The sequence below is a fragment of the Rhodopirellula maiorica SM1 genome (assembly GCF_000346295.1).
GTDB classification, from domain to species: Bacteria; Planctomycetota; Planctomycetia; order Pirellulales; family Pirellulaceae; genus Novipirellula; species Novipirellula maiorica.
On record NZ_ANOG01000086.1, the window covers coordinates 1 to 22,823 of the forward strand.

17 protein-coding genes are annotated in these 22,823 nt (G+C 53.5%); 10 read left to right on the forward strand and 7 right to left on the reverse strand.

What is annotated here, in order from left to right; genetic code table 11:
- The 4 genes from RMSM_RS36315 to RMSM_RS02530 form a co-directional block, all read left to right on the forward strand.
- A partial coding sequence (locus RMSM_RS36315; protein ID WP_144057316.1) for a GNAT family N-acetyltransferase occupies positions 1 to 265 on the forward strand: 265 nt, incomplete at its 5' end.
- A gap of 92 nt (positions 266 to 357) precedes the next feature.
- The gene (locus RMSM_RS02515) at positions 358 to 978 is read left to right on the forward strand and encodes an SMI1/KNR4 family protein (protein ID WP_144057317.1); all 621 of its coding nucleotides are present in this window, start codon (positions 358 to 360) and stop codon (positions 976 to 978) included.
- Positions 979 to 2,403: 1,425 nt separating this feature from the next.
- Positions 2,404 to 2,850 (forward strand): nucleotidyltransferase, encoded by a 447-nt coding sequence (locus RMSM_RS02520; RefSeq protein ID WP_008691100.1) that lies wholly within the window; start codon positions 2,404 to 2,406, stop codon positions 2,848 to 2,850.
- Positions 2,851 to 4,429: 1,579 nt separating this feature from the next.
- Positions 4,430 to 4,726 carry a hypothetical protein gene (locus tag RMSM_RS02530; RefSeq protein WP_144057318.1) on the forward strand — a complete coding sequence of 99 codons (297 nt, stop codon included), beginning with the start codon at positions 4,430 to 4,432 and terminating at the stop codon, positions 4,724 to 4,726.
- 2,168 nt (positions 4,727 to 6,894) lie between these two features.
- Here RMSM_RS02530 and RMSM_RS39500 read toward each other — a convergent pair.
- The gene (locus RMSM_RS39500) at positions 6,895 to 7,257 is read right to left on the reverse strand and encodes a hypothetical protein (protein WP_144057319.1); all 363 of its coding nucleotides are present in this window, start codon (positions 7,255 to 7,257) and stop codon (positions 6,895 to 6,897) included.
- Between the two features lie 66 nt (positions 7,258 to 7,323).
- Here RMSM_RS39500 and RMSM_RS40570 point away from each other — a divergent pair, with 66 nt between their 5' ends.
- The 4 genes from RMSM_RS40570 (at position 7,324) to RMSM_RS02550 (ending at position 15,132) form a co-directional block, all read left to right on the forward strand.
- A complete protein-coding gene (locus RMSM_RS40570) occupies positions 7,324 to 7,473 on the forward strand; it encodes a hypothetical protein (protein ID WP_160168209.1) in 150 nt (49 codons plus the stop codon).
- 265 nt (positions 7,474 to 7,738) lie between these two features.
- Positions 7,739 to 9,325: a hypothetical protein gene (locus RMSM_RS02540; RefSeq protein WP_008691106.1), complete on the forward strand. Its 1,587-nt coding sequence runs from the start codon at positions 7,739 to 7,741 to the stop codon at positions 9,323 to 9,325.
- Positions 9,326 to 9,576: 251 nt separating this feature from the next.
- Positions 9,577 to 11,763: a protein kinase domain-containing protein gene (locus tag RMSM_RS02545; protein ID WP_008691107.1), complete on the forward strand. Its 2,187-nt coding sequence runs from the start codon at positions 9,577 to 9,579 to the stop codon at positions 11,761 to 11,763.
- A 378-nt stretch (positions 11,764 to 12,141) separates the two neighbouring features.
- Positions 12,142 to 15,132: a zinc-dependent metalloprotease gene (locus RMSM_RS02550; protein ID WP_040763745.1), complete on the forward strand. Its 2,991-nt coding sequence runs from the start codon at positions 12,142 to 12,144 to the stop codon at positions 15,130 to 15,132.
- 167 nt (positions 15,133 to 15,299) lie between these two features.
- Here RMSM_RS02550 and RMSM_RS39505 read toward each other — a convergent pair whose 3' ends face one another.
- The 5 genes from RMSM_RS39505 to RMSM_RS02570 form a co-directional block, all read right to left on the reverse strand.
- Complete coding sequence (locus RMSM_RS39505; protein WP_144057320.1) at positions 15,300 to 15,632, reverse strand: hypothetical protein; 333 nt, start codon at positions 15,630 to 15,632, stop codon at positions 15,300 to 15,302.
- 272 nt (positions 15,633 to 15,904) lie between these two features.
- Complete coding sequence (locus RMSM_RS02560) at positions 15,905 to 16,183, reverse strand: hypothetical protein (RefSeq protein ID WP_040763747.1); 279 nt, start codon at positions 16,181 to 16,183, stop codon at positions 15,905 to 15,907.
- Entirely contained in the window at positions 16,167 to 17,399 is a 1,233-nt protein-coding gene (locus RMSM_RS02565) for a hypothetical protein (RefSeq protein ID WP_144057321.1), read from the reverse strand. Before RMSM_RS02565 ends, RMSM_RS02560 begins: the two co-directional genes overlap by 17 nt.
- 433 nt (positions 17,400 to 17,832) lie before the next feature.
- The gene (locus RMSM_RS40575) at positions 17,833 to 18,000 is read right to left on the reverse strand and encodes a hypothetical protein (protein ID WP_008691115.1); all 168 of its coding nucleotides are present in this window, start codon (positions 17,998 to 18,000) and stop codon (positions 17,833 to 17,835) included.
- Positions 17,997 to 19,631 (reverse strand): hypothetical protein, encoded by a 1,635-nt coding sequence (locus RMSM_RS02570; protein WP_144057322.1) that lies wholly within the window; start codon positions 19,629 to 19,631, stop codon positions 17,997 to 17,999. Before RMSM_RS02570 ends, RMSM_RS40575 begins: the two co-directional genes overlap by 4 nt.
- A gap of 202 nt (positions 19,632 to 19,833) precedes the next feature.
- Between RMSM_RS02570 and RMSM_RS39510 the strand changes: the two genes are divergently transcribed.
- Entirely contained in the window at positions 19,834 to 20,016 is a 183-nt protein-coding gene (locus tag RMSM_RS39510; RefSeq protein ID WP_144057323.1) for a hypothetical protein, read from the forward strand.
- A 165-nt stretch (positions 20,017 to 20,181) separates the two neighbouring features.
- Here RMSM_RS39510 and RMSM_RS02575 read toward each other — a convergent pair whose 3' ends face one another.
- Positions 20,182 to 21,987 (reverse strand): DUF885 domain-containing protein, encoded by a 1,806-nt coding sequence (locus tag RMSM_RS02575; RefSeq protein ID WP_008691118.1) that lies wholly within the window; start codon positions 21,985 to 21,987, stop codon positions 20,182 to 20,184.
- Between the two features lie 143 nt (positions 21,988 to 22,130).
- Between RMSM_RS02575 and RMSM_RS02580 the strand changes: the two genes are divergently transcribed.
- The coding region (locus tag RMSM_RS02580) for an SGNH/GDSL hydrolase family protein (protein WP_052031455.1) at positions 22,131 to 22,823 on the forward strand (693 nt) is incomplete at its 3' end.

A 22,823-nucleotide genomic window follows, 5' to 3' on the forward strand; every position in this document is an offset into this window, starting at 1 on the left:
ATCAACACCCGAATCGATGTTCAAACATCCGCAACGCTTCGGACACCTGTACCAAATCGAAGTTGATCCCGCGTACCGTCGACGGGGCGTCGGAAAACGTCTTCTTCGAGACTCGAGCTCAATTGCTGCTAAACTGGGGCTGTCTCGCGTGGTACTCGATGTTTGGGCGTTCAACGCTGCGGCTCGTGAGCTGTTTCATTCGGTCGGCTTTTCCGAGTTTGGATCGAAACTTGTTCTTGACATCAAATCGAATCAAGGCGGGTAACCATCGCGTGCACCTAAGGACGGCTTGCGCGTTTACTTGAATGGAAAATCAACCGTCCGTACTAGGTGACGGGCGACGTTCTGCCATTGAAAATGGATATCGAATTAATCCGTGACGCTCTCGAACGTTGCCGCATTGCACAGCCGCAGTTGTTCGGTTCTGATTCGCACGAATTCAAATTGAACACTCCTGTCGATGAATCCGTCGTCACGCAATTCGAGGCGGAACACGACATCAAGCTGCCTGATGATTATCGGCGTTTCGTGACGGAACTCGGCAACGGTGGGGCGGGGCCATTTTATGGCGTGTTCAAGCTAGGTGAGATGGACAACAGTTTCAGGCACAAACGTTGGAAGGAACGCGACGGCTTTATTGGCGTACTGGCAAGACCGTTCCCCCACACGAAACCTTGGAACGACCTTCCACCGTATCCTGAGGAGCAGGACGACGAAGACGCTTACGAAGCCGAACTCGACGCATTCGACGAAGTCTACTGGAATTCAGAGCATGTGAATGGTGCAATTCCCATCTGCCATCAGGGATGCGCCTATCGAAATTGGCTGATCGTGACGGGTCCTGAGGCCGGCAACGTCTGGGAAGACCTCCGTGTCGATCACAAGGGGCTAGTTCCTGTCGAATTAAAACGCAAACATAGAGCAAGTTTCCTAGAATGGTACAGTGACTGGCTTACTGATGCGGCGGCCCAGATTTGAATTACACTACCGAAAAAGGCAGAACCAAGTGAATCGGGATAGGGCCCCGGATTGCTCCGGCGCCCCTCCCACATCACAAACGCATGCGGGTCCGCACAATAACGATTCAAAGGGGGGCGATTCGCCGCGAGGATGCTAGCGGTTGCGGGCGTTCTTCTAGACTTGGGTAAGCCCTCACTCTTTAGGTACTCGCTGGATAACGCACGCTGGACTCCCGACGTCTTGGAGAGACGCCATGGGCCTTTGCCGCTAAACGCGAACGGCCGAGCTTCCCGGTACGACAAGCCTAATGACATCAGGTTGCGAAGACGTGTTTTCGACTTCTTCCACTGTTTCTAGAAACAAGCCGCAATCCGTGTTTATTTCGACTCACGCGAACTTGGTCCAGCTTTACTGTTTTCATTCTTTCGCTGGACATCGGATGCGAAGTGTTGTGCTGGCACCAATTACCAGTTTTTTCGGGTTCAGACATGTTCCTGCCCCATTCATTTTCCTGCCGCAACCTTCGGTTGCTTTCTTTTGACCGGATGTCAGGAAGGATGGGCGGGCCGAAGTAGGTAGCCTCTAGGTAAATGCCGTTCAGCAGTCACCTGGCTGAAAGGACCGGCAAAAAGATATGGGACAAAAAGATATTGAGACCGACTGATGCTTGGCAAAGGAAAGATGATTTCATGCCTCACCGATTTTCTAACCTTCCATATTTTAATCAATCGTCCTCCTTTTCCGTATTGACAGCTGCCGTCGCTTCGCGACTCTGTGGTGGCGACTACAACGCGGTACCCCGGACTCACGTCCGGGGCTACCACGTGTCGTCGCGTTGCGACTGGGAAGTGTCGGCATCGCAGGCGGGTTTCTGCTTGCAACAAACGCGGGTCTGCCGCGTGAATGTGTCTGGCGACGGTTTTAGCTTTGAAGCTCGCCCGATTCGGTTGTTGCCCAATCGGAACTGTTCTCGGCGGCTAGCCAGATTTACGGTCACATTCGCAGGCTTCCTCGAGCACGGATTGTCACCTCCGGCGCAGTTGCCGGGTGTTCTAAGGAAAGGGGCCTCGTACTGTTCTTTCGTTAGAATTTCATTTGGTATACTGACTCCATGAAAGAAACCGGAACTAAGTACAGGGGACTGACTTTTGGAATGAGGGCACCCCACAAGATCACGCCCATGCTGGGCGTACTGCACCGCAGATCCGGCGTTGCTAAACTAGGCCATCACAACGTCAATCGCCGGATCGCGGTGACGTCAACCGTTCTGCCAATTGAAAGCGTTTATGTCACCTCTACCTTCTCTTGATCGATCTACCGCGAAAATCTGCCGACTTGACGAGCAGGGACACGATCAACGTGTCGTTGACCGGAGCCATTCGGATTGCTTAAATCTAGTCTGGCCATTAACCGTAGCCGCATGGTCCATCACGGAACCGGACGTTGCTCAATCCAGACTTCAAAGACATGTTGTCCGCGTTCATCGACGCGAAAATTGAATTTCTTCTTGTGGGAGCCTACGCGATGGCCGCCCATGGATACCCTCGCGCAACGGGGGACATTGACCTTTGGGTGCGGGCGGACGCCGCCACCGCTCCAAAGGTTTATCAGGCGATCGCCGAATTTGGCGCTCCGGTAGGGGGTTTGAACGTTTCTGATTTGTCGGAACCTGGGATCGTCTTCCAGATCGGCGTCCCTCCGGTTCGAATCGACATTCTCACCCAGATCGATAGTGTCTCATTTGACGATGCGTGGCAAAACCGGATTTCTGTCAATTGGGACGGACTAAACATTCCCGTGATTAGTCTTGGCGACCTCATTCAGAACAAACGCTCAACCGGACGAACGAAGGATCTTGCTGATGCCGAACAGTTGGAGCGGGACGCGTGAGATCAGCACGACTGGCAGAACCATGGGTTGTTACGGAGCGGCGGCAACCCTTTTTTTTTGTTTGCGAGCCAACCGTCGCCGCCCGCAAAACCCTAACGTTCTGTGCTCAAGCGAAACACCTATGTGGTTCCCCGTCGAACTTCACTGCCCTTCAGCACAACGCGGCGGACTCCCCGCAGCATTGAAGGCTGCGCTTGAACAACACGCTCACTACCACATCGTCGACGAGCGCAGGATCGCCAACCTTCAATGTGATTCGTCACCGAATGGCGTGGCGTCGACGTTTGCCAAACTTGATGATTGCTCCGCCACCTACATTGGCGCGCGACACATGAGTCCTGTCGCTCCATTTTGCGCGTTCACAATGGCTCCCGAACTTGGTATCGCATACCTTGAGCACTTGATTGATTACGAGCCACTTGCTGAAACAAGATTCGGAGAACGATGGCTTGCCAGCGCCTTGTACGGCTTCGTTCACATGCTACTCCGCGATCATGAAACTTTATCGGCCGTTGTGCTGCCGTTGCCAATCGATGGTGATCCTCCTGCTGGGTACACGCAAGTTTCCGTTGACGATCGTTACCACATAAAACGCACAGAACCATGATCGAGATAGGGCCCGCATTGCTGCGGGACCCTCTCACACCACCGGACATGCCGGTCCGCATCCGGCGGTTCGTTTCTTGGAAGCAAACTTACTCCAGATCTCCTCGAGGCTCGCTAGTCCTTGACGGGTTAAGTACTCGATGTTGAGCGCGACGTGAACCGCCGCGCTCGAGGACATCACCCAAGGGCCTCTTCCACTGCAACCATGCGAGATTGCTTCGTCACGGAGAACACCAAGAAGTCGTCCGCATAGCGCACAAAGCGGTGACCATGTATTTCGGACCGATCGAGTTCATGGATGGTTCTTCCTTGTCAAGAAACGTTTGGTCCTTCCCGTTGCCGCTGGGTTGCGACAGATCGGTGCTACGACCTCTGCTGACTTTTGCTTGCACGAGCCGGGTCACCCCGGTCGCCCCGCCTTTCAGCCGAAGTTGCTTACTCACGGGTACGCTTACAGATTTCCCCGAATAAGGGACGTGAACTTTCGCTGCGCAAGTGCGTCGTCTACGGAAAGGATCTTTGTCGGAAACGGCTTTGTAGTCCTCGGTCCACTCGCCTCAATCCCCGCCCGCCTCTACGACGTTTCTGTTCGTCACCTCGCAGCTTTGGCGGGATGCTGCCGGTTGCTACGCCGATCGAGCATCGCAGGCTTCCTCCCCACGGTTTGTCGCCTCCCCGCAGTTGCCTTCGCCTAGTACTTCACCTTGAAAGATTACATTTGGTATACTGTCCTTCGTTCAAGTTCCGTTTTCGTACAGGGGACTGGCTTCCCGAAGGAAGCGGCACCCCACAAGTTCACGCCCATGTCGGGCGTACCGATGATGACGGAGCGGCGGTGGAGCGTTGGCTTCAAATGGTTCGTCAACTCCCGCCGCCCGCATATCGCTCCCGTTCTGCCAATGATCGTTGACTACTTCACATGCAAAGCCGAACGACGAAAAACTTTGCTGAACTGGTCTGTTCACGACCGCAGATGTGGACTGTTGACGGAACGCTTCCAGAGGTGATTTCCTTTCTCTCTGGCGTCAACTACGCGCGTCAGGCTGGGGCTCCTGAAGGCGATCAATACGATGGTGGATCACCGAGGGCTTTGCTCGATTGGCTCACCGATGAATTTTCGTTGCCGGGCATGGCTGCAAATGCAAACTGGATCTCCGGCATGCGTGATCGGTATGGGACTGATGAAGCGGCGTTGGCAGCCATGCAACAGTACGCGAAGACTTTGCCAAGCGAAGTGGATCGTCGATACGAGATCGGATACTCTGAGTGAAGGCAGAACCATGCGAATCGGGATAGGGGGCCGGATTGCTCCGGCGTCCCTCCCACACCACAAACGCATGCAGGTCCGCACAATAACGATTCAAAGGGGGGCGATTCGCCGCGAGGATGCAAGCTGTTGCGGGCGTTCTTCTAGACTTGGGTAAGCCCTCACTCTTTAGGTACTCGCTGGATAACGCACGCTGGACTCCCGACGTCTTGGAAAGACGCCATGGGCCTTTGCCGCTAAACGCGAACGGCCGAGCTTCCCGGTACGACAAGCCCAATGACATCAGGTTGCGAAGACGTGTTTTCGACTTCTTCCACTGTTTCTAGAAACAAGCCGCAATCCGTGTTTATTTCGACTCACGCGGACTTGGTCCAGCTTTACTGTTTTCAATCTTTCGTTGGACATCGGGTGCGAAGTGTTGTGCTGGCACCAATTACCAGTTTTTTCGGGTTCAGACATGTTCCTGCCCCATTCATTTTCCTGCCGCAACCTTCGGTTGCCTTCTTTTGACCGGATGTCAGGAAGGATCGGCGGGCCGAAGTAGGTAGCCTCTAGGTAAATGCCGCTCGACGGTCACCCGGCGGAAAGAACCGGCAAAAAGATGGGGGGCAAAAAGATATTGAGACCGATTGATGCTGGGCTAAGGCAAGAAACCTTCATGCATCTTCCATTTTCTAACATCCCATGTTTTAATCGATTGTCCTCCTTTTCCGTAGTGACACCTGCCGTCGCTTCGCGACTCTGTGGTGGCCACTACAACGCTGTACCCGGACTCACGTCCGGGGCTACCACCTGTCGTCGCGTTGCGACTGGGAAGTGTCGGCATCGCAGGCGGGTTTCTGCTTGCAACAAACGCGGGTCTGCCGCGTGAATGTGTCTGGCGACGGGTTTAAACGTTGAAGCTCGCCCGGTTCGGTTGTTGCCCAATCGGAACTATTCTCGGCGGTTAGCCAGATTTACGATCACATTCGCAGGCTTCCTCGAGCACGGATCGTCACCACCGGCGCAGTTGCCGGCTATTCTAAGGAAAGGGGCCTCGTACTGTGCTTTCGTTAGAATTTCATTTGGTATACTGACTCCTTGAAAGAAACCGGAACTAAGTACAGGGGACTGACTTTTGGAATGGGGGCACCCCACAAGATCACGTCCATGCTGGGCGTACTGCAACGGAGTGGCGAATCCGGCGGAATCTGAAATCAACGTCAACCGTCGCCACCCGGTTACGCTCAACGTTCTTGCAGTCCGTCGTTGCGCGGTCGAGTAACCTGATGGTCGTAAGTTGTACACGCTCACCGTTGCGTCGGAGACTACAAACCACGAAAGACACAAATCACACGAAAAGTACATTCACCTAACTTTCGTGTCTTTGGTTGTTTTCGTGGTCCTTCTTCTGGCTGAGTCCTCTTTGGGTCTCGGTGGCTATTTCGCCGCTGCGGCCTGACCCCGCTCTGCTCATCTTCCTGCCCCCATCTTCCTGCCATTTGCTCAGTCGGAGCTGGCAGGAAGATGGGGGCAGGAAAATGTTGGGGAGTGTTTGAATCGCCTCTCTAAGATCGCTATTCTAAGGATTCGCGGATCCAGACCGAATTGCGAGTCGTCCGCAACCCAGGCACGGGGCAAGAACCATGTGGTGCGCGCAAGTGGCGGCAACGTCTTTTCGTGATCGCAACATCTTGGATCGCCGCCGTGTGACCACCGGCGTTCGCCTAAAGAGGTCATTGCATGCCGAATGATTCGCAGATGGAATCCCGGAACGTACTAATTGAAGAAATCATGCGTCAACATTTGTGCTGGCACCCATTACCAGTTTCTTCGGGTTCAGACATGTTCCTGCCCCATTCATTTTCCTGCCGCAACCTTCGGTTGCCTTCTTTTGACCGGATGTCAGGAAGGATCGGCGTCCTGCCAATTGTTTTTGGGAATAATTGGGCAGCGAGAGATGCAACCGCCTGACAACCAGACGGCTAAGTCTTGCATCGGATGCAGAGCCAGACACAACGACACTGCATTTTTGCAACGATGGCTGTCGCCGCTACCGCGGCTCGCGTGGCAATGGCCTTGATTTCCCCACGGCTTGCGCCGTGCGCTAGATGCTACCGCCGCTAGTGCGGATTGTCTTCCAACTTCGGCTCGTACAAATTATCGCGTCCTATTTTTTAACCGGCGATTTTCTAACCGTTTGATCGCTGGTGGCTATCGCATTTCGTCGCGCTGCAACTACCACACCGATTGACGTCGTTAGCTTGGGTGACCGCAAAATAGACTGACGCCGCGTTACTGCCTGTCAATCTTTCTGTCACACCAATCTCTTTGTCATCACAACCTGCAAGAGCAAGCGATCCATGACGAGACATGACGATAACGAAAAGGGCTGGATCAAAACGTTCGTGGTGCATGGCGTTCACAAAGAATCCTGAGAAGAAAATGACTGCGCGGACGATTGGGCAGAAAGATTGTTGTGACGAAGCGGCGAAGGAATCGATACAATTGGTGACTCGGGGAATCGCCGCCGGCTGATTGGTAGCGTTCTCCAACGCGACGACCTTCCATGTGGGCAACGCTGAACGCCGATCCACACCGCAAACACTGGAGCTATTGTCATGGGGCTTCCTGGCCCGTTTGAAATTCTCGTAATTGCTGCGATTTTGGCCTGCTTGGTTGGGCTTCCGCTTGCGATCGTCGTCCTTGTCATCCTGCTCACGAAACGAAACGACCGTGACCGTCACCAAGACAATGAACATCACGAATGACGATACGCCCAAACTCGATTCGGGTTTTATGGCAGACGGTTACGTGCTTGCGACAGCGTGTTGATCGATTAGTGTTGATCAATGCCGATTCGTATTCAACGGGTTGATCATCGAATCATAAGATGATCGGCGAGAAATGGTTGCCCGTATTATTAGCGAGAATCAGATGGACGTGAACAGAGAACGTAACGATGACAGCCAAACGCACTGACATGCTCGGCGAAACACATTCCCCCTTGTGCCTGCTTGCGGCCGAGGCAGCGGAATGAAAACGTTTTTGGATGATCGACGTCTTGTCGGAATTGCCTACGCTGCGTTCAGTGTGGCGTTGACCATTTACGTCGCCTGCATCACTCCGTTTCGCTCCGAGATGTTGCTCGCCGATGCATGGGAGCATCATGCTGCAGTGTTGACGCTAAGCGACAATCTATGGACGCCCGGTAATCCGACCTACGCCACCGCGGAGCCATCGATCCGCTACTCGCCCTATTCGGTCGGGCTTGCGATTTTGTGTCGCCAAACCGGCATCACGCCCTACATGGCACTTAGCATCGCAGCGGTACTCAATACACTGGGTTTCTTTGCTGTGTTTTGGTGGTTCCTGCGTGGATTTGCGATGGCGTCGATTTCGCTGGCCGCTGGCGTTTGTATCGTGCTTCTTTATGGCGAAGCCCCAGGTTATGCCAACTCCTTTGCACTCAGTGATTTGCCTTGGCACATGGTCAACCCCTCGGCGTTTTCGATGCTGTTGAACTTCGTTTGTTGGAGGCTGCTGTGGCGAGTCCGATCGTGCAGCTTCATGCCGACCATGATCGCGGTCGCGGCTGCTGCCGCAGCGTTGGCCGTGTCGGTACTCAGTCACGGAATGACCGGCGTGCTCGGCGCCATCGGTGTGATTTTATTGATCATTGCGGTGGACTCGTCACAGCGAACAAGAACATCCATGATCGTGATCAGTGTCGGGGTTCTTTCGCTTGCACTGTGTCTGGCTTGGCCTTGGTACCGTTTTATCGATGCAGCCGCGGGCGGCCACGATCCCTGGTACTGGTTCAATCCAACGATTTTGCAGCGGATGTTTTATCTGTGGTGTGCGCCGGTTTATTTGTTGTCGTTACTAGCGTTGCCGTATCGCAGCGAACCGCTGGTTCGATGGTCGTTGGCGGTCAGCGGAGCGGTGATTGTTTTGGGAATCGTTTCCTGGGTCGCCGAATCGGCCTCGCTGGCCCGATTGCCGTTGGCGGCAACTCCGGTCGCCTGTATCGCTGTGGGTTACTGGATTAAAACAGTGGGGCAAACACCGCGAGTTTGGTCGACGGAGCTGATCCGCGGATTGCTATCGCGATCTGCGAGCCGCAACGCCCAATCGTTGACTCAGCTGTTGTTCGTCGTCGCGATGCTTTATGGAGCATTGCCACAGTTCCATGCCATCGTGTCCGAGCCCTATCTGGCGCGACCGCTGATCGCCCCGCTGCTGAATCGCGAAGACAAACAGCCGCGAAATTGGTCCACCTACCAAACGGTGCTTGCGGGATTGGAACCGGGCGATGTGATTTTCAGCGACATGGAAACAGGGTGGCCGGTTCCTTCGTTTGGAGGTCGCATCGTGGCAGCCAACCATCTGGAACTCTTTAGCCAAGGCCAACGCGAGCGACTCGAGGACAGCGAGCGATTCTTTGCAACCAAATCGATCGAAGAACGTCGTGAACTGATCGATCGTTACGCGGTTCGCTTTATCTTGATTTCGCGTCACAGCCCACTGGCATCTCACATTCGCGACAAAGCGATCGTGGCGGAAAGCAACGGACTGGTATTGATGGACGCTCGAAAGTGGCTCGCAGCCCATGATGAGTAGGCTATTCCCCCACTGCCGACGATCCCGCGAGCAGCGGGGAGTTATTGGCACAGACCTAACAAAGAGCCTAGGTTGTCGGAAAAATCTGCCTCACTAAGACAGAGTGGTCTGGCAATCGGCTCGTCGGGATTGCCGATTCGGCTAAGATGATGTGTGGTCCGCTTGGTTCGAGCTGAGACGAATTCTCGTCTCTGACTCACCCAAATGGACGCGTTGTACTGAGTCCGTTACTCATCGTGCGATCCACCCCTATGGCACTGAAATCCGCCACCGCTACTGCCGACGTCATTACCAGTGACCATAACTTGATTACAGCCGTGTTGACCGATGCGCGTCTGAAATCGCGTCTGGCTGCAATGCCAGCTGACGAAAAAACAGTCGTCCTATCGAACGAGGAGAACTCTTCGCAGCTTGCCCATCCCGCGTGGAAAGAATGGGATTCTGAAGGTTTCCATACGGCACGCGAGACTCCACTGAGCGCCGACATGGACACGATTGCGTTGCCGGTGGCGACACCTTCGCCCACGGATTGCATGGATTCAGGGTTCGTTCCTTTCCGCGGCGTCGCGATGATCGGCGGCGGCAAGGTTTGTGACGCCGACTATCGTTTGGTGGGTGAACTCGGTGCCGGCGGTACGGGGATTGTCTACCAAGCGCATCAACGCGCCGTCGACCGCGAAGTCGCGATCAAGGTCTTGCGCAAGAATCTTTCGCAAGACGCCGCGTCACGAAATCGCTTTTTGACCGAAGCGAGAGTGATCGGGGGCTTGGACCACCCTAACGTGATTGCACTCCATGAAGTCTGTATCGACCAAGACGGTGGATTGTTCTATTCGATGAAACGGATCGATGGAACAAGTTGGGACCAGCAAATCAAAGAGATGTCGTTATCGGACAATGTGCAAACATTGATGCGAGTCGGCGACGCGATTCGGTACGCGCATTCGCGTGGATTAGTTCATCGCGACATCAAACCCGAAAACGTGATGCTCGGTCGGTTCGGCGAAGTCTTGTTGGCCGACTGGGGGCTTGCGATTAGCCACGATCCCAAAGAGTCGTCTGAGGCAATCGACCACACCATCGGTGGCACGCCTGCGTACATGGCTCCCGAATTGGCGACCGGGGACCATCGCCATGTGTCGTTCGCGACCGACGTTTATCTGCTGGGGGCGACGCTTTTCCAAATCTTAACTGGCTATCCGCCACATCATGGCGAAACGTTGTTGGAATGCATCCAGGCAGCCGCCACTAACAAGATCCGTCCAACCAATGTGCAGGGCGAATTGATGGACATTGCGAAAATCGCACTGGCCACCAATCCAAACGACCGCTACCGAACGGTCGATCAATTCTTAGAGGCACTCGATCTGCAACGCGAGCACGACGAGAGCGCACGTTTGGTCAAACGGGCGCAAGGGCATTTGAAATCCGCGAACGCGTCGAACCACTACGAAGGGTTCCGCTTGGCCGACGCGTTGATCATGGAAGCGTTGGAGGTGTGGCCCGAAAACCGACGCGCACGTGACTTGGCGAAGGAGTTGAGTCTTGAATTCGCCCGGGCGGCGACGGATCAAGGCGATTTGGATCTCGCGATTTCGCTTTATGAATCCGCTGGCCATGGCGAAAGCGAAGCTGCCGCGCGGACCCGCCGACTGCGGGATCAACGCAATGCCAATGTCGAACGCGAAGGCCGTTACTCGACGCTGTTCACGCACTCGCCCGATGCCGGGCTGCTGATTCGGATGTCATCCTCTCGTGTCGTCGAAGCGAACCGCACGTTCCGTGAATTGATGGGTTATGACGAGGATGAGATCGTCGGCAAATTGATGACCGAACTCAATCTTTGGGTTTGCCCCGAGCGACGCGACGAATTGATCGCCGAACTGCAACGCAATCAACGTATCGATAATTTCGAAGGCCAATTTCGTCATCGCGATGGTCATCCGATTGACGTGTTGATCAGCGGCCGCGTGACGAAACTTGCCGGCGAGACGATGCTGATTTCGTCCATTCGTGACATCTCGATCCGAAAGCAGACCGAGAACGATCTGCGACGCAGCCGACGTCGACTCAAAGATTTGCAGGCGCTCGCCGGATTGGCTACCTGGTCCTACGACGCGGTGACCAAACAAGTCACCTGGAGCGACGAGGTGTTCCGGTTGGCGGGGCGTGATCCTGCTGAGGGTGTGCCCACCCGCACGGAATACATCGAAATGTTGCATCCGCAGGATCGCCGCAAGATGAAAGACGCGATCGGAGCCGCGTTGGTCAATCGAGCTGCCTATGAAATTCAAATCCGTATTCGCGATGCTAGCGGCTACTATCGTCACTTGATCGTTCGCGGCCAACCGATTTGTGACGATGACGGAAAGACGACCGAGATCTACGGCGTGTTGATCCCCCAAAATTCGAAAACGACGCGGTCGATCGAGCATTAAAACCGTCTTGGGTGCGTTCCCCCCCAACACCATTGCCGCGACGCGCACGCCCGAGCGGCGTAAACCGCTGCCGCCGGAAACGGGCAGCGCAGCGGTTTCTCGCTGCAATTTCTAGCTTTTTCGTATATAGCCTCTATCGATTTATCGGGTAAAGTGGATAAAGCGGGGCGGTTGGATGAACCATCTGGCACGACTAGCCCGTAATGAACGAACGAGGCCAATACGCAAACTATCCTAGATAGAACGTATTCACCTTACGCACGGACGCAGCCTGCCTGCGATGAAAATCGAGTGACTTGGGGCCCCACGAACCACTCGCCCTCCTTTTTCAGTGTTCCTGTTTTCTGGCAATAATCAAAGAGAGCCGAAGTGATCGGAATGAAACCAATTCAGTATCTTGCAGCCGCCGTTTTTGCAGTGACGGTTGCCCCCAGCAGCTATGCCGACTTAGCCCCGTTTGACAAAGTCAGCGAAGGTTACACTGCGGTGCCGGTGTCGGACCAGCAGAACCCCAAAGGTCTGTTCAATCTGTGGCAACGCGAAAAGGACGCTCAACTGTTGTGCGAACTGCCCAAAGCGTTTGCGGGCAAGAGTTTTTTCATTGCCTTGACGGTGGGCAGCGGCGATCGTTACGCCGGTTTGCAATCGGGCGACTGGGTGGTGCAGTGGCGTCGCTATGGCGACCGATTGGCGTTGATCTCGCCGAACCTTGACATTCGTGCGACCGGCGACGCCGAATCCAAAGCGTCTGTCAAACGATTGTTCACCGATGAAGTACTGTTGGACGTTGCCATCCTCGCGACCGGTCCCAACGGCGGTCCGGTGATCGACATGGATTCATTGTTGGTCAACAACGCAACGCGTTTCTTTGGATCGTCAGTACGCATCACCAACTCGCGATTGCAAAAGATTGACACGGCAAAGGTTTTTCCTGAGAACGTCGAAGTCGCTTTCGAAATCGTCGGCAATGGCGGAAAGCTGCAAACGATCCACTATTCATTCAGCCAAGTCCCCGACGCAAAAGAAGGCTTCAAGTCACGTAAAGCCGACGAGCGAATCGGATACTTCACCACCGCGTTTTCGGATCTCAGCAAGTACGAAGACGAAGACACGCGTGTCCGTTACATCAACCGATGGAATCTCGAGAAACGCGATCCCAAGTTGAAGCTTAGCCCTCCCAAAGAACCGATTCGTTTTTACGTCGAACACACCACACCGGTACGTTACCGTCGTTGGATCAAAACGGGTGTCGACTATTGGAACAAGGCATTTGAAAAAGTCGGTCTCGTCGACGCGATCGTGATCGAATATCAAGACGCGGAAAGTGGCGCGCACATGGAAAAAGCGCCCGAGGACGTACGTTACAACTTCATTCGTTGGTTGAACAACGACGTCGGTACCGCGATCGGCCCCAGCCGCGTGCATCCGGAAACCGGACAAATCTTGGATGCCGACATTATCTTGACCGATGGCTGGATTCGTCACTTCAATTTCAACTATCACGATTTGATGCCGAAATTGGCGATGGAAGGTGCCAGCCCCGAAACACTCGCGTGGCTAGCCAAAAATCCTAACTGGGATCCACGCATTCGCTTTGCTCGTCCCGAAGACACCACACGATTGCAAATCGAGCACGCCCGTCAAGCTCGCAGCGAGATGGCAGGTTTCGCCATGGCACAAGCAGACGCATCGCTGTTGGGCGACGACGAATACGACGGACTGTTTGGCCAAGTCAGCCAAAAGAACGGATTGTGCATGGCCGCCAGTGGCAAGAATCTTGATCTGGCGATCGCACGCATGAATTGGAGCCTCGCTCTGCTTGCCGACGAAGAAATCGCCAAGAAAAAGAAGAAGGACAAGGACGAAGAAAAAGCGAAAGAGAAAGACGCCGAAGCTAAATCCGACGCTGACTCCGATAAGCAATCGGCTTCCGACAGCAAGGAAGCCGACGAAGAAAAGGCAACCGAGGAGAAAGAAGAAGCGAAAACCGATGACGACAAAGAAGAAGAAACCAAGTCGGATCTTGGCGACCTTGTCGATGGCATGCCCGAATGGTTTGTCGGTCCGCTGCTTGCCGACCTGGTCGCTCACGAAGTCGGGCACACGCTCGGTCTGCGTCACAACTTCAAAGCGTCGGCGATGATGAAGTTGGCCGACATCAACAGCAACGAAGTCAAAGGCAAGAAGACGTTTGCCGCGTCGGTGATGGATTACTCGCCAATCAATTACCGCTACGAAGCGGGAGAAACCCAAGGCGATTACGCGATGATCGACATCGGCCCTTATGACTATTGGGCAATCGAATACGGTTACACGCCGGATGAAAAGAAACTGCCCGAGATCCTGAAACGTTGCAGTGAACCTGAGTTGCAATTCGCGACCGACGAAGACACCAGCGGCCCCGATCCACTGGCGCGACGTTATGACTTTGCTGCTGATCCGCTTGAATATTGCAAGGAACAAACCAAGCTGATCGAACTTTACCGCGAGCGTTTGCTCGACAAATTCGTCAAAGACGGCGACAGCTGGGCCAAGGCTCGCCGTGGCTACGAATTGACGCTTGGCTTGCAAACTCGTAGCGTCAGCATGATGGCTAACTGGGTTGGCGGTGCGTTTGTTTACCGCGACAAGAAAGGCGACCCAGGCAATCGACCACCCGTCGAAGTGGTGCCTGCGGAACAACAACGCGACGCACTGAAGTTCGTGATCGACACGTCGTTTAACGACGATGCCTACGGACTGACCCCTGAACTGCTGGAACGCATGAGTGTCGATAAATGGCTCGATGGCGGAGGACATTCGTCGATGAGCAGCGAAGCGACATGGCCGATCCATGATCGTATCCTTGCCGCTCAAGCAAGTTCGTTGACCTTGCTGATGAACCCGACGACGCTTCGCCGCGTGTACGACAACGAGATGCGATTGCCAGCGGACCAGGACGCGTTGACGCTGCCTGAATTGCTGGACACGATCAGCACCGCGGTTTGGAGCGAACTGGATCAAGAGTGTCCCGAAGGCCGTAACGATCGTCACACCATGATCAGCTCGCTACGCCGCAACTTGCAACGTGAACACATGCAGCGGCTTGTCGACTTAGTGCTTGAACAAGACAGTTCGACAGCGGCTTACAAGCCGATCAGCAACCTCGCTCGCATGGAACTAAAGGATCTTCAAACGCGGATCGATGCATCGCTGAAGAGCTGCGGCAAGAAGATGGATGCCTACTCGCGTGCCCATTTGTCGGAAGCATCCGAACGGATCGCACGAGCACTCGAAGCGGGTTACACCTACGGCAACGGCCAAGCTCGCCGTGGCGGCGGATTAATGTTGTTGTTCGGTGAAGAGGCCGAACAAGGGTTTACCCCGTAGAGTGGCTGAAAACCGGTCGTCTTATTGCGATCGGCAAGACAAATCGAAAATCCCCGCATGGAACGAAGTTCCATGCGGGGATTTTTTTTTGTGGATTGATGGCAAGCTGACACGAACGTTTTGTCAAAGCGAATTCGTAACTGCGGGCGAAGTCGCGGCATCTATCGCTATGGACAACTTTTAGGATGATACACAGGTAGGAACGGTTGATCTGCACAATCCAAGTGCGACCAGTCACGAATGACGAGTGATTGCTGTTTCCCGTTGGCATGGTATTGAATTTGGCGAATCGCCTGAGCGAATGCGGATGGCTCACAAAGCAGCCAAAGGTCATCTTCCTTACAGGAGAAGCCATGCCACTGCGCGGCTTGCCGGACGGGATCGAATTGGGCGACGCCGAGCGGGTTGATCTCGCTGAGCAGGTAGACTGAATCCATCGCTGCCAAACAGCGAGAGATCAGCGTACCGCCCGTACGTGCAAGATGGTGAAGGAGATTCAAAGTTTATTTTGCACTGAGTAAAACGAAGAATTGATAACCTATATATGGTCGTCAATGAAATTGCTGGCGTAGCAGTATTCGTCAAGAGTTTCGACCTGTTCCGCGATTAACGAATATCACGCATGACTTCCACAGCGAGTCATCCCACCACATCATGTTCCGATGGTCTTTATTCACTGAGCTCAACTTTCTGTTCCGGTTCGAAAATTATCGGCGTTGGAGCGAAGGACGCATTCGTTTCGAGCTGCAACTGACAGAACGCGATTTGGTCGTCAGTATTGAGACTCATCCGAGCCTCGAGGTCTTGGGAGAGATGAGAGCACGTCCATTTTTTTCGATTCGAGGTGTTGTAGTGGATCAATCGTCTTAAATGCGACCGCGGACGATCCCGAGTTCGTCAGCGTGATCTTCGCAAAAACGACGTCGCCATCAACGACGGATGATTCCGACAATGCAACGTCCATCATCACGTCATCCAGTGAGCCACCGAACGTCGTGTGCAGTGTCATGAAGCTTAGCATGAAACACATCAGCTTATAAGGAAGCAACATCAATGAACTCAATAAACGTTTTTAGTGAGTGGCGCCAATCAAGGTGCCATACGCAAGAATGAACCTCGATCGCGTTTGCTGCGAAGTTATGAACTCGGACTTTTGGCAAAGTGTTTGCGAAACAACTCCGCTTTTCCTTTGGCACACCCATTTGAAGCTGCAGCGTCTCGGATTCGAGTTCGTGATTGATCGTCGACATCCAAAACGCACGTTTCTCCACTTCAGAGCAATTTTGAAGTGTAGTCGCGATTATTCGCAATGCATTGAACTCGACGTTGATGCGCTTTGTTTTGGCGAACTCATTAACCGCCAAAGTAATCATTGCAGCCCGACGCGAACTGGAATCAGCAGGTAAGGTTTCGCTTACTAATTTACAAACACGTGAGTCGTCGCGAGGGTTCGAGTATAGACGAGCGTTTCCGGAGACTTTCGGAGAAAAGTTAGTGACAAAAGTTTCGCGTGTGCCCTCACTTGATGCGTTCTTGATCAGCGTCTCGTAGGATTCCCGAGACATTAACGGCGGTGTAAAAGTAATTTTACCGGTTGCTTTCAGGGCGTGGTCTCTCCAGTCGGTGACGCCCTCCAGCCCAACATCGCCGTGAATCGTGGTCGAAGCAGTGGCCGTCAGTGTCATTTTTTGTCCGCTCAGCGTCGGATCAAATGGATCAAATGAGCCATCGTCGCGATGATCGTTGCCGTATAAGTCCAAACAACGCTCGCATGTGAAACTCTCGTTCGGCGCAATTTCCAGGAAGGTTGCTCCCAACGGAATCTCACCGTAACTTTCAACATATTCCCTCACATGGGGCGTCGTTGCGACAATGACCAGACACAAAAAATTCCGAATCCGAACAGGAGTGTTTGTAATGTTTTTGATCGTGATTTGTGCATAGAGCATGTCGCCGGCAGCGAGCGTGTCCGCTGAATAAGTCACCGTAAATTCAACATCTTTCGCCTTGGCGATCGGTGGCGCGGCATTTGTCTGTTGCGACGTAAATGTAGAGAGTGCCAACAGCCATGCGGATAACGAGCAGAGTACCGTTTTCATCATTGCTTTAGTCTGAAGAGCATGTTCGATGTCCAACTCGTTCTGGTCCTCGTCCGGTTCAACCAAACTGTCTAATCGATGAGAGAACCAAAATAAGAGATCCATCGACGCGTGTCGACTAAAAACTTCTAAAAAGTTCCAAGTGGTCGAGTCTGAGACAAACTGCATGATTTGATCCTTCAGGCCGGAGGCCGACACAATTTCGATGTATCGGCCGCTGGCCTTTGTGGGCAAGCACAACGTGGCGAGGTCGACGTCGCCCCCACGCAAATCAAGTCGCGAAGCGACGATAGGTGCCGATTCCCGCTGGTGCCTTCACGCGTACATCCGTGTTTCCTGTCGTCGCGTTGCGACTTGCTTCGCTTTGGTTTTCCCAAACCCCGGACTGGCGTCCGGGGCTATAACATGGCGTCACTTCGTGACTCACCGTTGGCGGATTATTGGATCAGAAGCAACACCAATATGGACATGCAAAACATCGTGTCCACCATGAATCTTTAGTATCCCAACGCTACCCACGAATCTGTTCCCTATTTTGTCGGCAAGACAGCCTGATTTCAGTGGCAACGCGACGATAGGCACCGCCCGGACGAAAGTCCCTTCATCCGCGATAGTGTCGAAAGCACCTAGCTGCGGGCGTCCGTATCGAAAACAAGCTTGCGACGCCGAGCGGGTTGATCTCGCTGAGCAGGTACACTGAATCCATCGCTGCCAAACAGCGAGAGAACAGCGTCCCGCCGGTGCGTGCTAAGTGATGAAGAAGAATCATTTGACGTGCTGCTTAACTTCTTCTTTTTGCTCTTCTTGCTCAAGCGTTTGGAGGTACTGTGTTTTCAACTCCTCAATCGCGATGATGGTTTCAGTGCTCACTCCATCCGTGGAACAAAGCTGTTGGTAGAGCGAATCGAATAACCAAGCTTTTTCGATGCGGCTTGATTTTTCAATCAATTTGACCATGCCTTCAAAAACACTGATTGAATCGTTGCTGGGACGGTTCAGGTCATCGAACGCTAACGAAACATCAACCAATCGAGCGAGCGTCGATCCGTCCCTCATATTCTCTCGGACCATCTTCCATTGATCGAGCGAATCGAATGGAAATCGATTCGAATCGAGAAGCCCCGGAACTTTCTCTATTTGCAAAAACTGTTTCTGGAATCCATATCCGATCTTGTATCCACCGTGAATTAACGTGAACAGATTTTCGTCAATTCTTCTCTGCTCATTATCGTAGGGGAGCTTGACCTTTTGAGCTCGTAAACCTCTGTCAACAGCAACACGTGCCCCCATGCCACTGATTTCACCAACGCTCGTCGCCTCGGTGATCTCAGCTTTCCTCGTACCAAAACCACCTCGAAATTTCATCTTGAAGGCGACTTCCATTAAGTGGAATCGCTGGTCAAGTGAATCGTAGTCCTCTCCAGGAAACATATTGTGAAGTCGTATCATTGTCCGTGTCTTCGCAGCACCTTTTAGCAGACGTGGTATAGATACCTTGCTAACGTTCAACCCATAATTAATCCGATAGCGGTTTACCACAGGATTTCCCACGTTTTTTCCGGCGGGAAAGTAGACGATGATTTCATCCTCAATTTTTCGGTCCTCATAGGTGATCTCCTCATCGCGCAAGCTGCGAACAGTGATTTCAGCAAGCATCACGTCGCCATCAATAATACGTTCATCAGCGAGCTGAAAATCGGCTCGGATCTTGTCACTGGGCTTCGTTCCTTTCTTGCTCGAACCAAATCCTTTCCGCTCACAAAGTGACTGCTTAGCATTCTCTTTTGCAAAAAGTTCTGCGAGTGCCGACTTGCCGCGTTTTTCGAGATTGATGCGCATTTGTTCGTTCAACCACCACTGCTCGATTGGTGACGAATCCTGCATGTACCGAGTCATTGTTTGGAAAAACTTCTCCGCCGACAATCCTCTCGTGTTCATGACGTCGTATGCGATCGAAAGCGACATCACGCGGAAAAGAACAGCGTCACGATTCACGTCCCGTTCGCGGTAGATTCGCCATCGGTCGAGTTCCGGAAGAGGAAACACCGCTTGGTTAAGCAACCCAGGGAACGGATCCATTTTTTCAGCGCTATACCTATGAAACCAATTGTTGGTTCCGCCGTGGATTTGACCGAACAACCATCCGATTTCTTTGTCTTCCGCGGAACGTTTTCGGTCGATCGGGGCAAGCAGGTGCCCCGCGATTGGAACTTCGATGATACGTCCCGCAATACGACTGAAGCGTCGTGGCGGCGGTGAGGTGACTTCTGCGTGGTTTCTTATGACCAATCCATGTTGGGCCTTTGCTGTTGTGGGCTCAAGAATTCGCACTAGAAAGTTCAGGTCGATGGTCGAATCGCGACTGCTCCTTTCTAAATCTAATATCCGCACCATCACCACGTGACAGTCGGATTGCTTTGGCTCGAGCCGAGTGTTTCGCCCCCATTTTTCAAACTCGCTTCGCAATTCCTTGTGTCCCACGATCGCATGTGGCTTCCAAATCACATCCTGAGTGTAAACATCGATATGCCGATGCGGGTCAAACGTCTCCATGTCGACCGCTTCATCGCCTGAGTTGTAGAAGGTGATCTTGGCAAACACGATGTCTCCGTTGATCACCGTTGGTTCGGAAAGTTCGATATCGATCACGATATTGTCGATCGAACCAGCACGGGCGACGGTGGTTATCGTCATCAACATTGCGATCCGGATTACGTTGCAGAGCAGAGATATCCCCAACGGACAATCTGACATTCTTAATACTCGCTCCATTGACGAAGTCTAAATCCCATTCAACAGCAGGTCGGGGCGTTCAATTGATCGGCTTAGGTATATTCTAACCCGAAGCGTCAACGAGGGACTGCAAGTTGATCACATCCCGTCAACGAAGACCGCTTGTTCACGCGTTTTGAAGTTGCTTTTTTTAGTTGACCGGATGCTCTCACTAGCGCTATTGTTCGGCCTGTTCAGCCCGCCACTGGAGGATCCGCTTTTCCAACAGCGGCAGCGGAATCGAACCGACCGACAGAACGCGGTCGTGAAACGAACGAAGATCAAACGCGTCGCCCAGTTCGGCTTCGCTTTCAGCACGCAATCGCGAGATCGTCAATTCGCCCATCTTGTAGCCGAGTGCCTGGCCGGGCCATCCGATATAGCGATCCACTTCGGCGACGATATTGTGTTCGCTCAGCGCCGTGTTGTCTCGCATGTACTCGATCGCTTGCTGGCGGCTCCAACCCAAAAAGTGGATGCCGGTATCGACGACCAATCGACTCGCTCGCCATGCTTCCATACTCAAGCGGCCAAAGTCCTGGTAGGGATCTTTGTAGAAGCCGATTTCTTTGCCGAGCCGTTCACTGTACAGCGCCCAGCCCTCGATAAAGGCGGTGAAGTTGCTTTGGCGGCTGAGCGGATGTAGTCCTTCGAGTTCGGCTTGCAGTGCCAATTGCAAATGGTGTCCGGGGACCGCTTCATGCAGTGACAGTGATTCGATTTGGTACAGCGGACGCGACGACAGGTTGTAGGTGTTGATGTAGTAATAGCCACCTCGTGATCCATCGGTTGCCGGTGGCCAATAGTAGGCCGACGATGTTTGCGGAGCGACATACGCGGGCACCTCACGAATCCCGTAGGGAATCCGTGGCAAGCGGCCAAACAACTCGGGCAACCGGCCATCGGCGCGTTTGAGCACCAAGGCCACTCGCTGTAACAACTCGTCCGCTGTTTTTGGATAGAACTTGGGATCGGTGCGAAGATGCTGAATAAACGTAGGCAGATCGCCGGCAAAATTCAGCTGTTCACGAATGGCCTCCATCTCTTGGCGAATCCGCTTGTTCTCGCGGCGGCCAATCTCGTGAACCTCTTCGGGCGCGATATCCAAGGTGGTGAAATGACGAGTTCGGTTACGGTAAAACGCTCGCCCGTTCGGTAGCGACGAGGCACCAATCGTTCCACGGCACGCCGGCAAATACTCGTCCTTTAGAAAATCCGCCAACCGTTGGTACGACGGGATCACGCTTGATTCGATGGCGGCTTCAATCTCAGCAGTGATCTGTGCCCACGTTGCGGCGTCAAAACGATCTTTGGCCTCTTCGTTGATGTTGGTCATTAATAACGATTTCGATGGATCGTCCACCACCTGCGCCATCACTTGATCCACTGAATCCCTCAGAATGATCGCCGGCTGAGTCAACCCCGCATCGATCCCCTTTCGCATCCGCGTGATGTATTGGTCGGTGTACTCGGAAAACGCGTTAAGTCGGCTGACGTAGTTGGCAAAGTCTTCTCGGGTTCGCGGATTCATTACCCGAGGCAACTCGGGAAACGATATATGAAATCCTTCGCGATTGTTGATCGGCATCAAGTAGGACTGAAAGTCGTGTTCCGCGATGTCCGCTTCGAGACTCTGCTGCAAGATGGCATAGTCGATTTGCCGCAGCGGGCTGAGGGATTCTGGTTCGATCGACTGAAGTTCGGCGAGGAACTCGACCGTCTTCTTATGGCGGCGATCAATTGCGTCGAGACTCTGGTCGGCCAATCGGTCTTGGCCTCGTGGGTCGCCAACATCGGTCGCCAACAACGGGAATTCCGTCAATTGGAAATCCCAAACCCGGTCCAACAACTGATTGATCGCAGCGTCGCCGGATGACGTCTTCGGTTCGGATGACGACTCGGCAGGATTTGCAAAACCATTTTGCAGCGTGATGACCGCGATCAGCAGGACAAGAAAAGGATTGGCGCGGCACTGTAATTTCATTTGAGCTCACTCGTATCGAAGATTTTTTGATTATGCAACCGAGACGTGTCGACTACGCTGTTTTCCGGCTTGTCATGAACTATAACAAGTCCCTTGATTCCTCGATGACCCCCACCGATCCCGCCTGCATAGGAACTCTTCTGATGCGACAATTGTTGACACCCATTGTTTTTTGCGTTGCATTCTCGGCCATTCACACTGCGAAGGCCCAGGACGTTGCCGCCCCCTCTGACGAACCCAAAGCAGCTGCCGTGACAACTGCGGCCTCTGACGAGGTGCCGGTTACCGCAGCCGATCGTGACGCCATTTTCAAACGTTGGCAGCGCGACATCGTTTCGCTGGAAAAGGAAAACGAGTCACTCGAAAGCAACGAAGACGCGATCTTGTTTATCGGCAGCAGCAGTATCCGTCGTTGGGACACGATCGCAACGGACATGGCTCCGTTTCGCTGCATCGAGCGAGGTTATGGCGGATCCAAGTTCAGCGACGTTGCGGTGTTTGCCAAACGCTTGATCGAGCCTCACGAGTACCGAGCGATGGTGATGTTTGTTGCCAACGATGTTTCCGGCCGCCCCGGCGACCACTCGCTCGACAAAATCGAAACATGGGTGCGATACATCATTGGGGTGTCGCGAGCCCACCAACCCGACGCGGCTGTGTTGATCGTCGAGATCACACCCTGTGAAAGTCGGTTTGGGGCGTGGGACAAGATTCGTGCCGTCAACGCCCTGTTAAAAGAAATCGCACTGACGACGCCCGACACCTATTTCATCCCCACCGCCGAGCACTATTTGAGTGCCGATGATTCCCCACGACCCGAATTGTTCGTCGCTGAC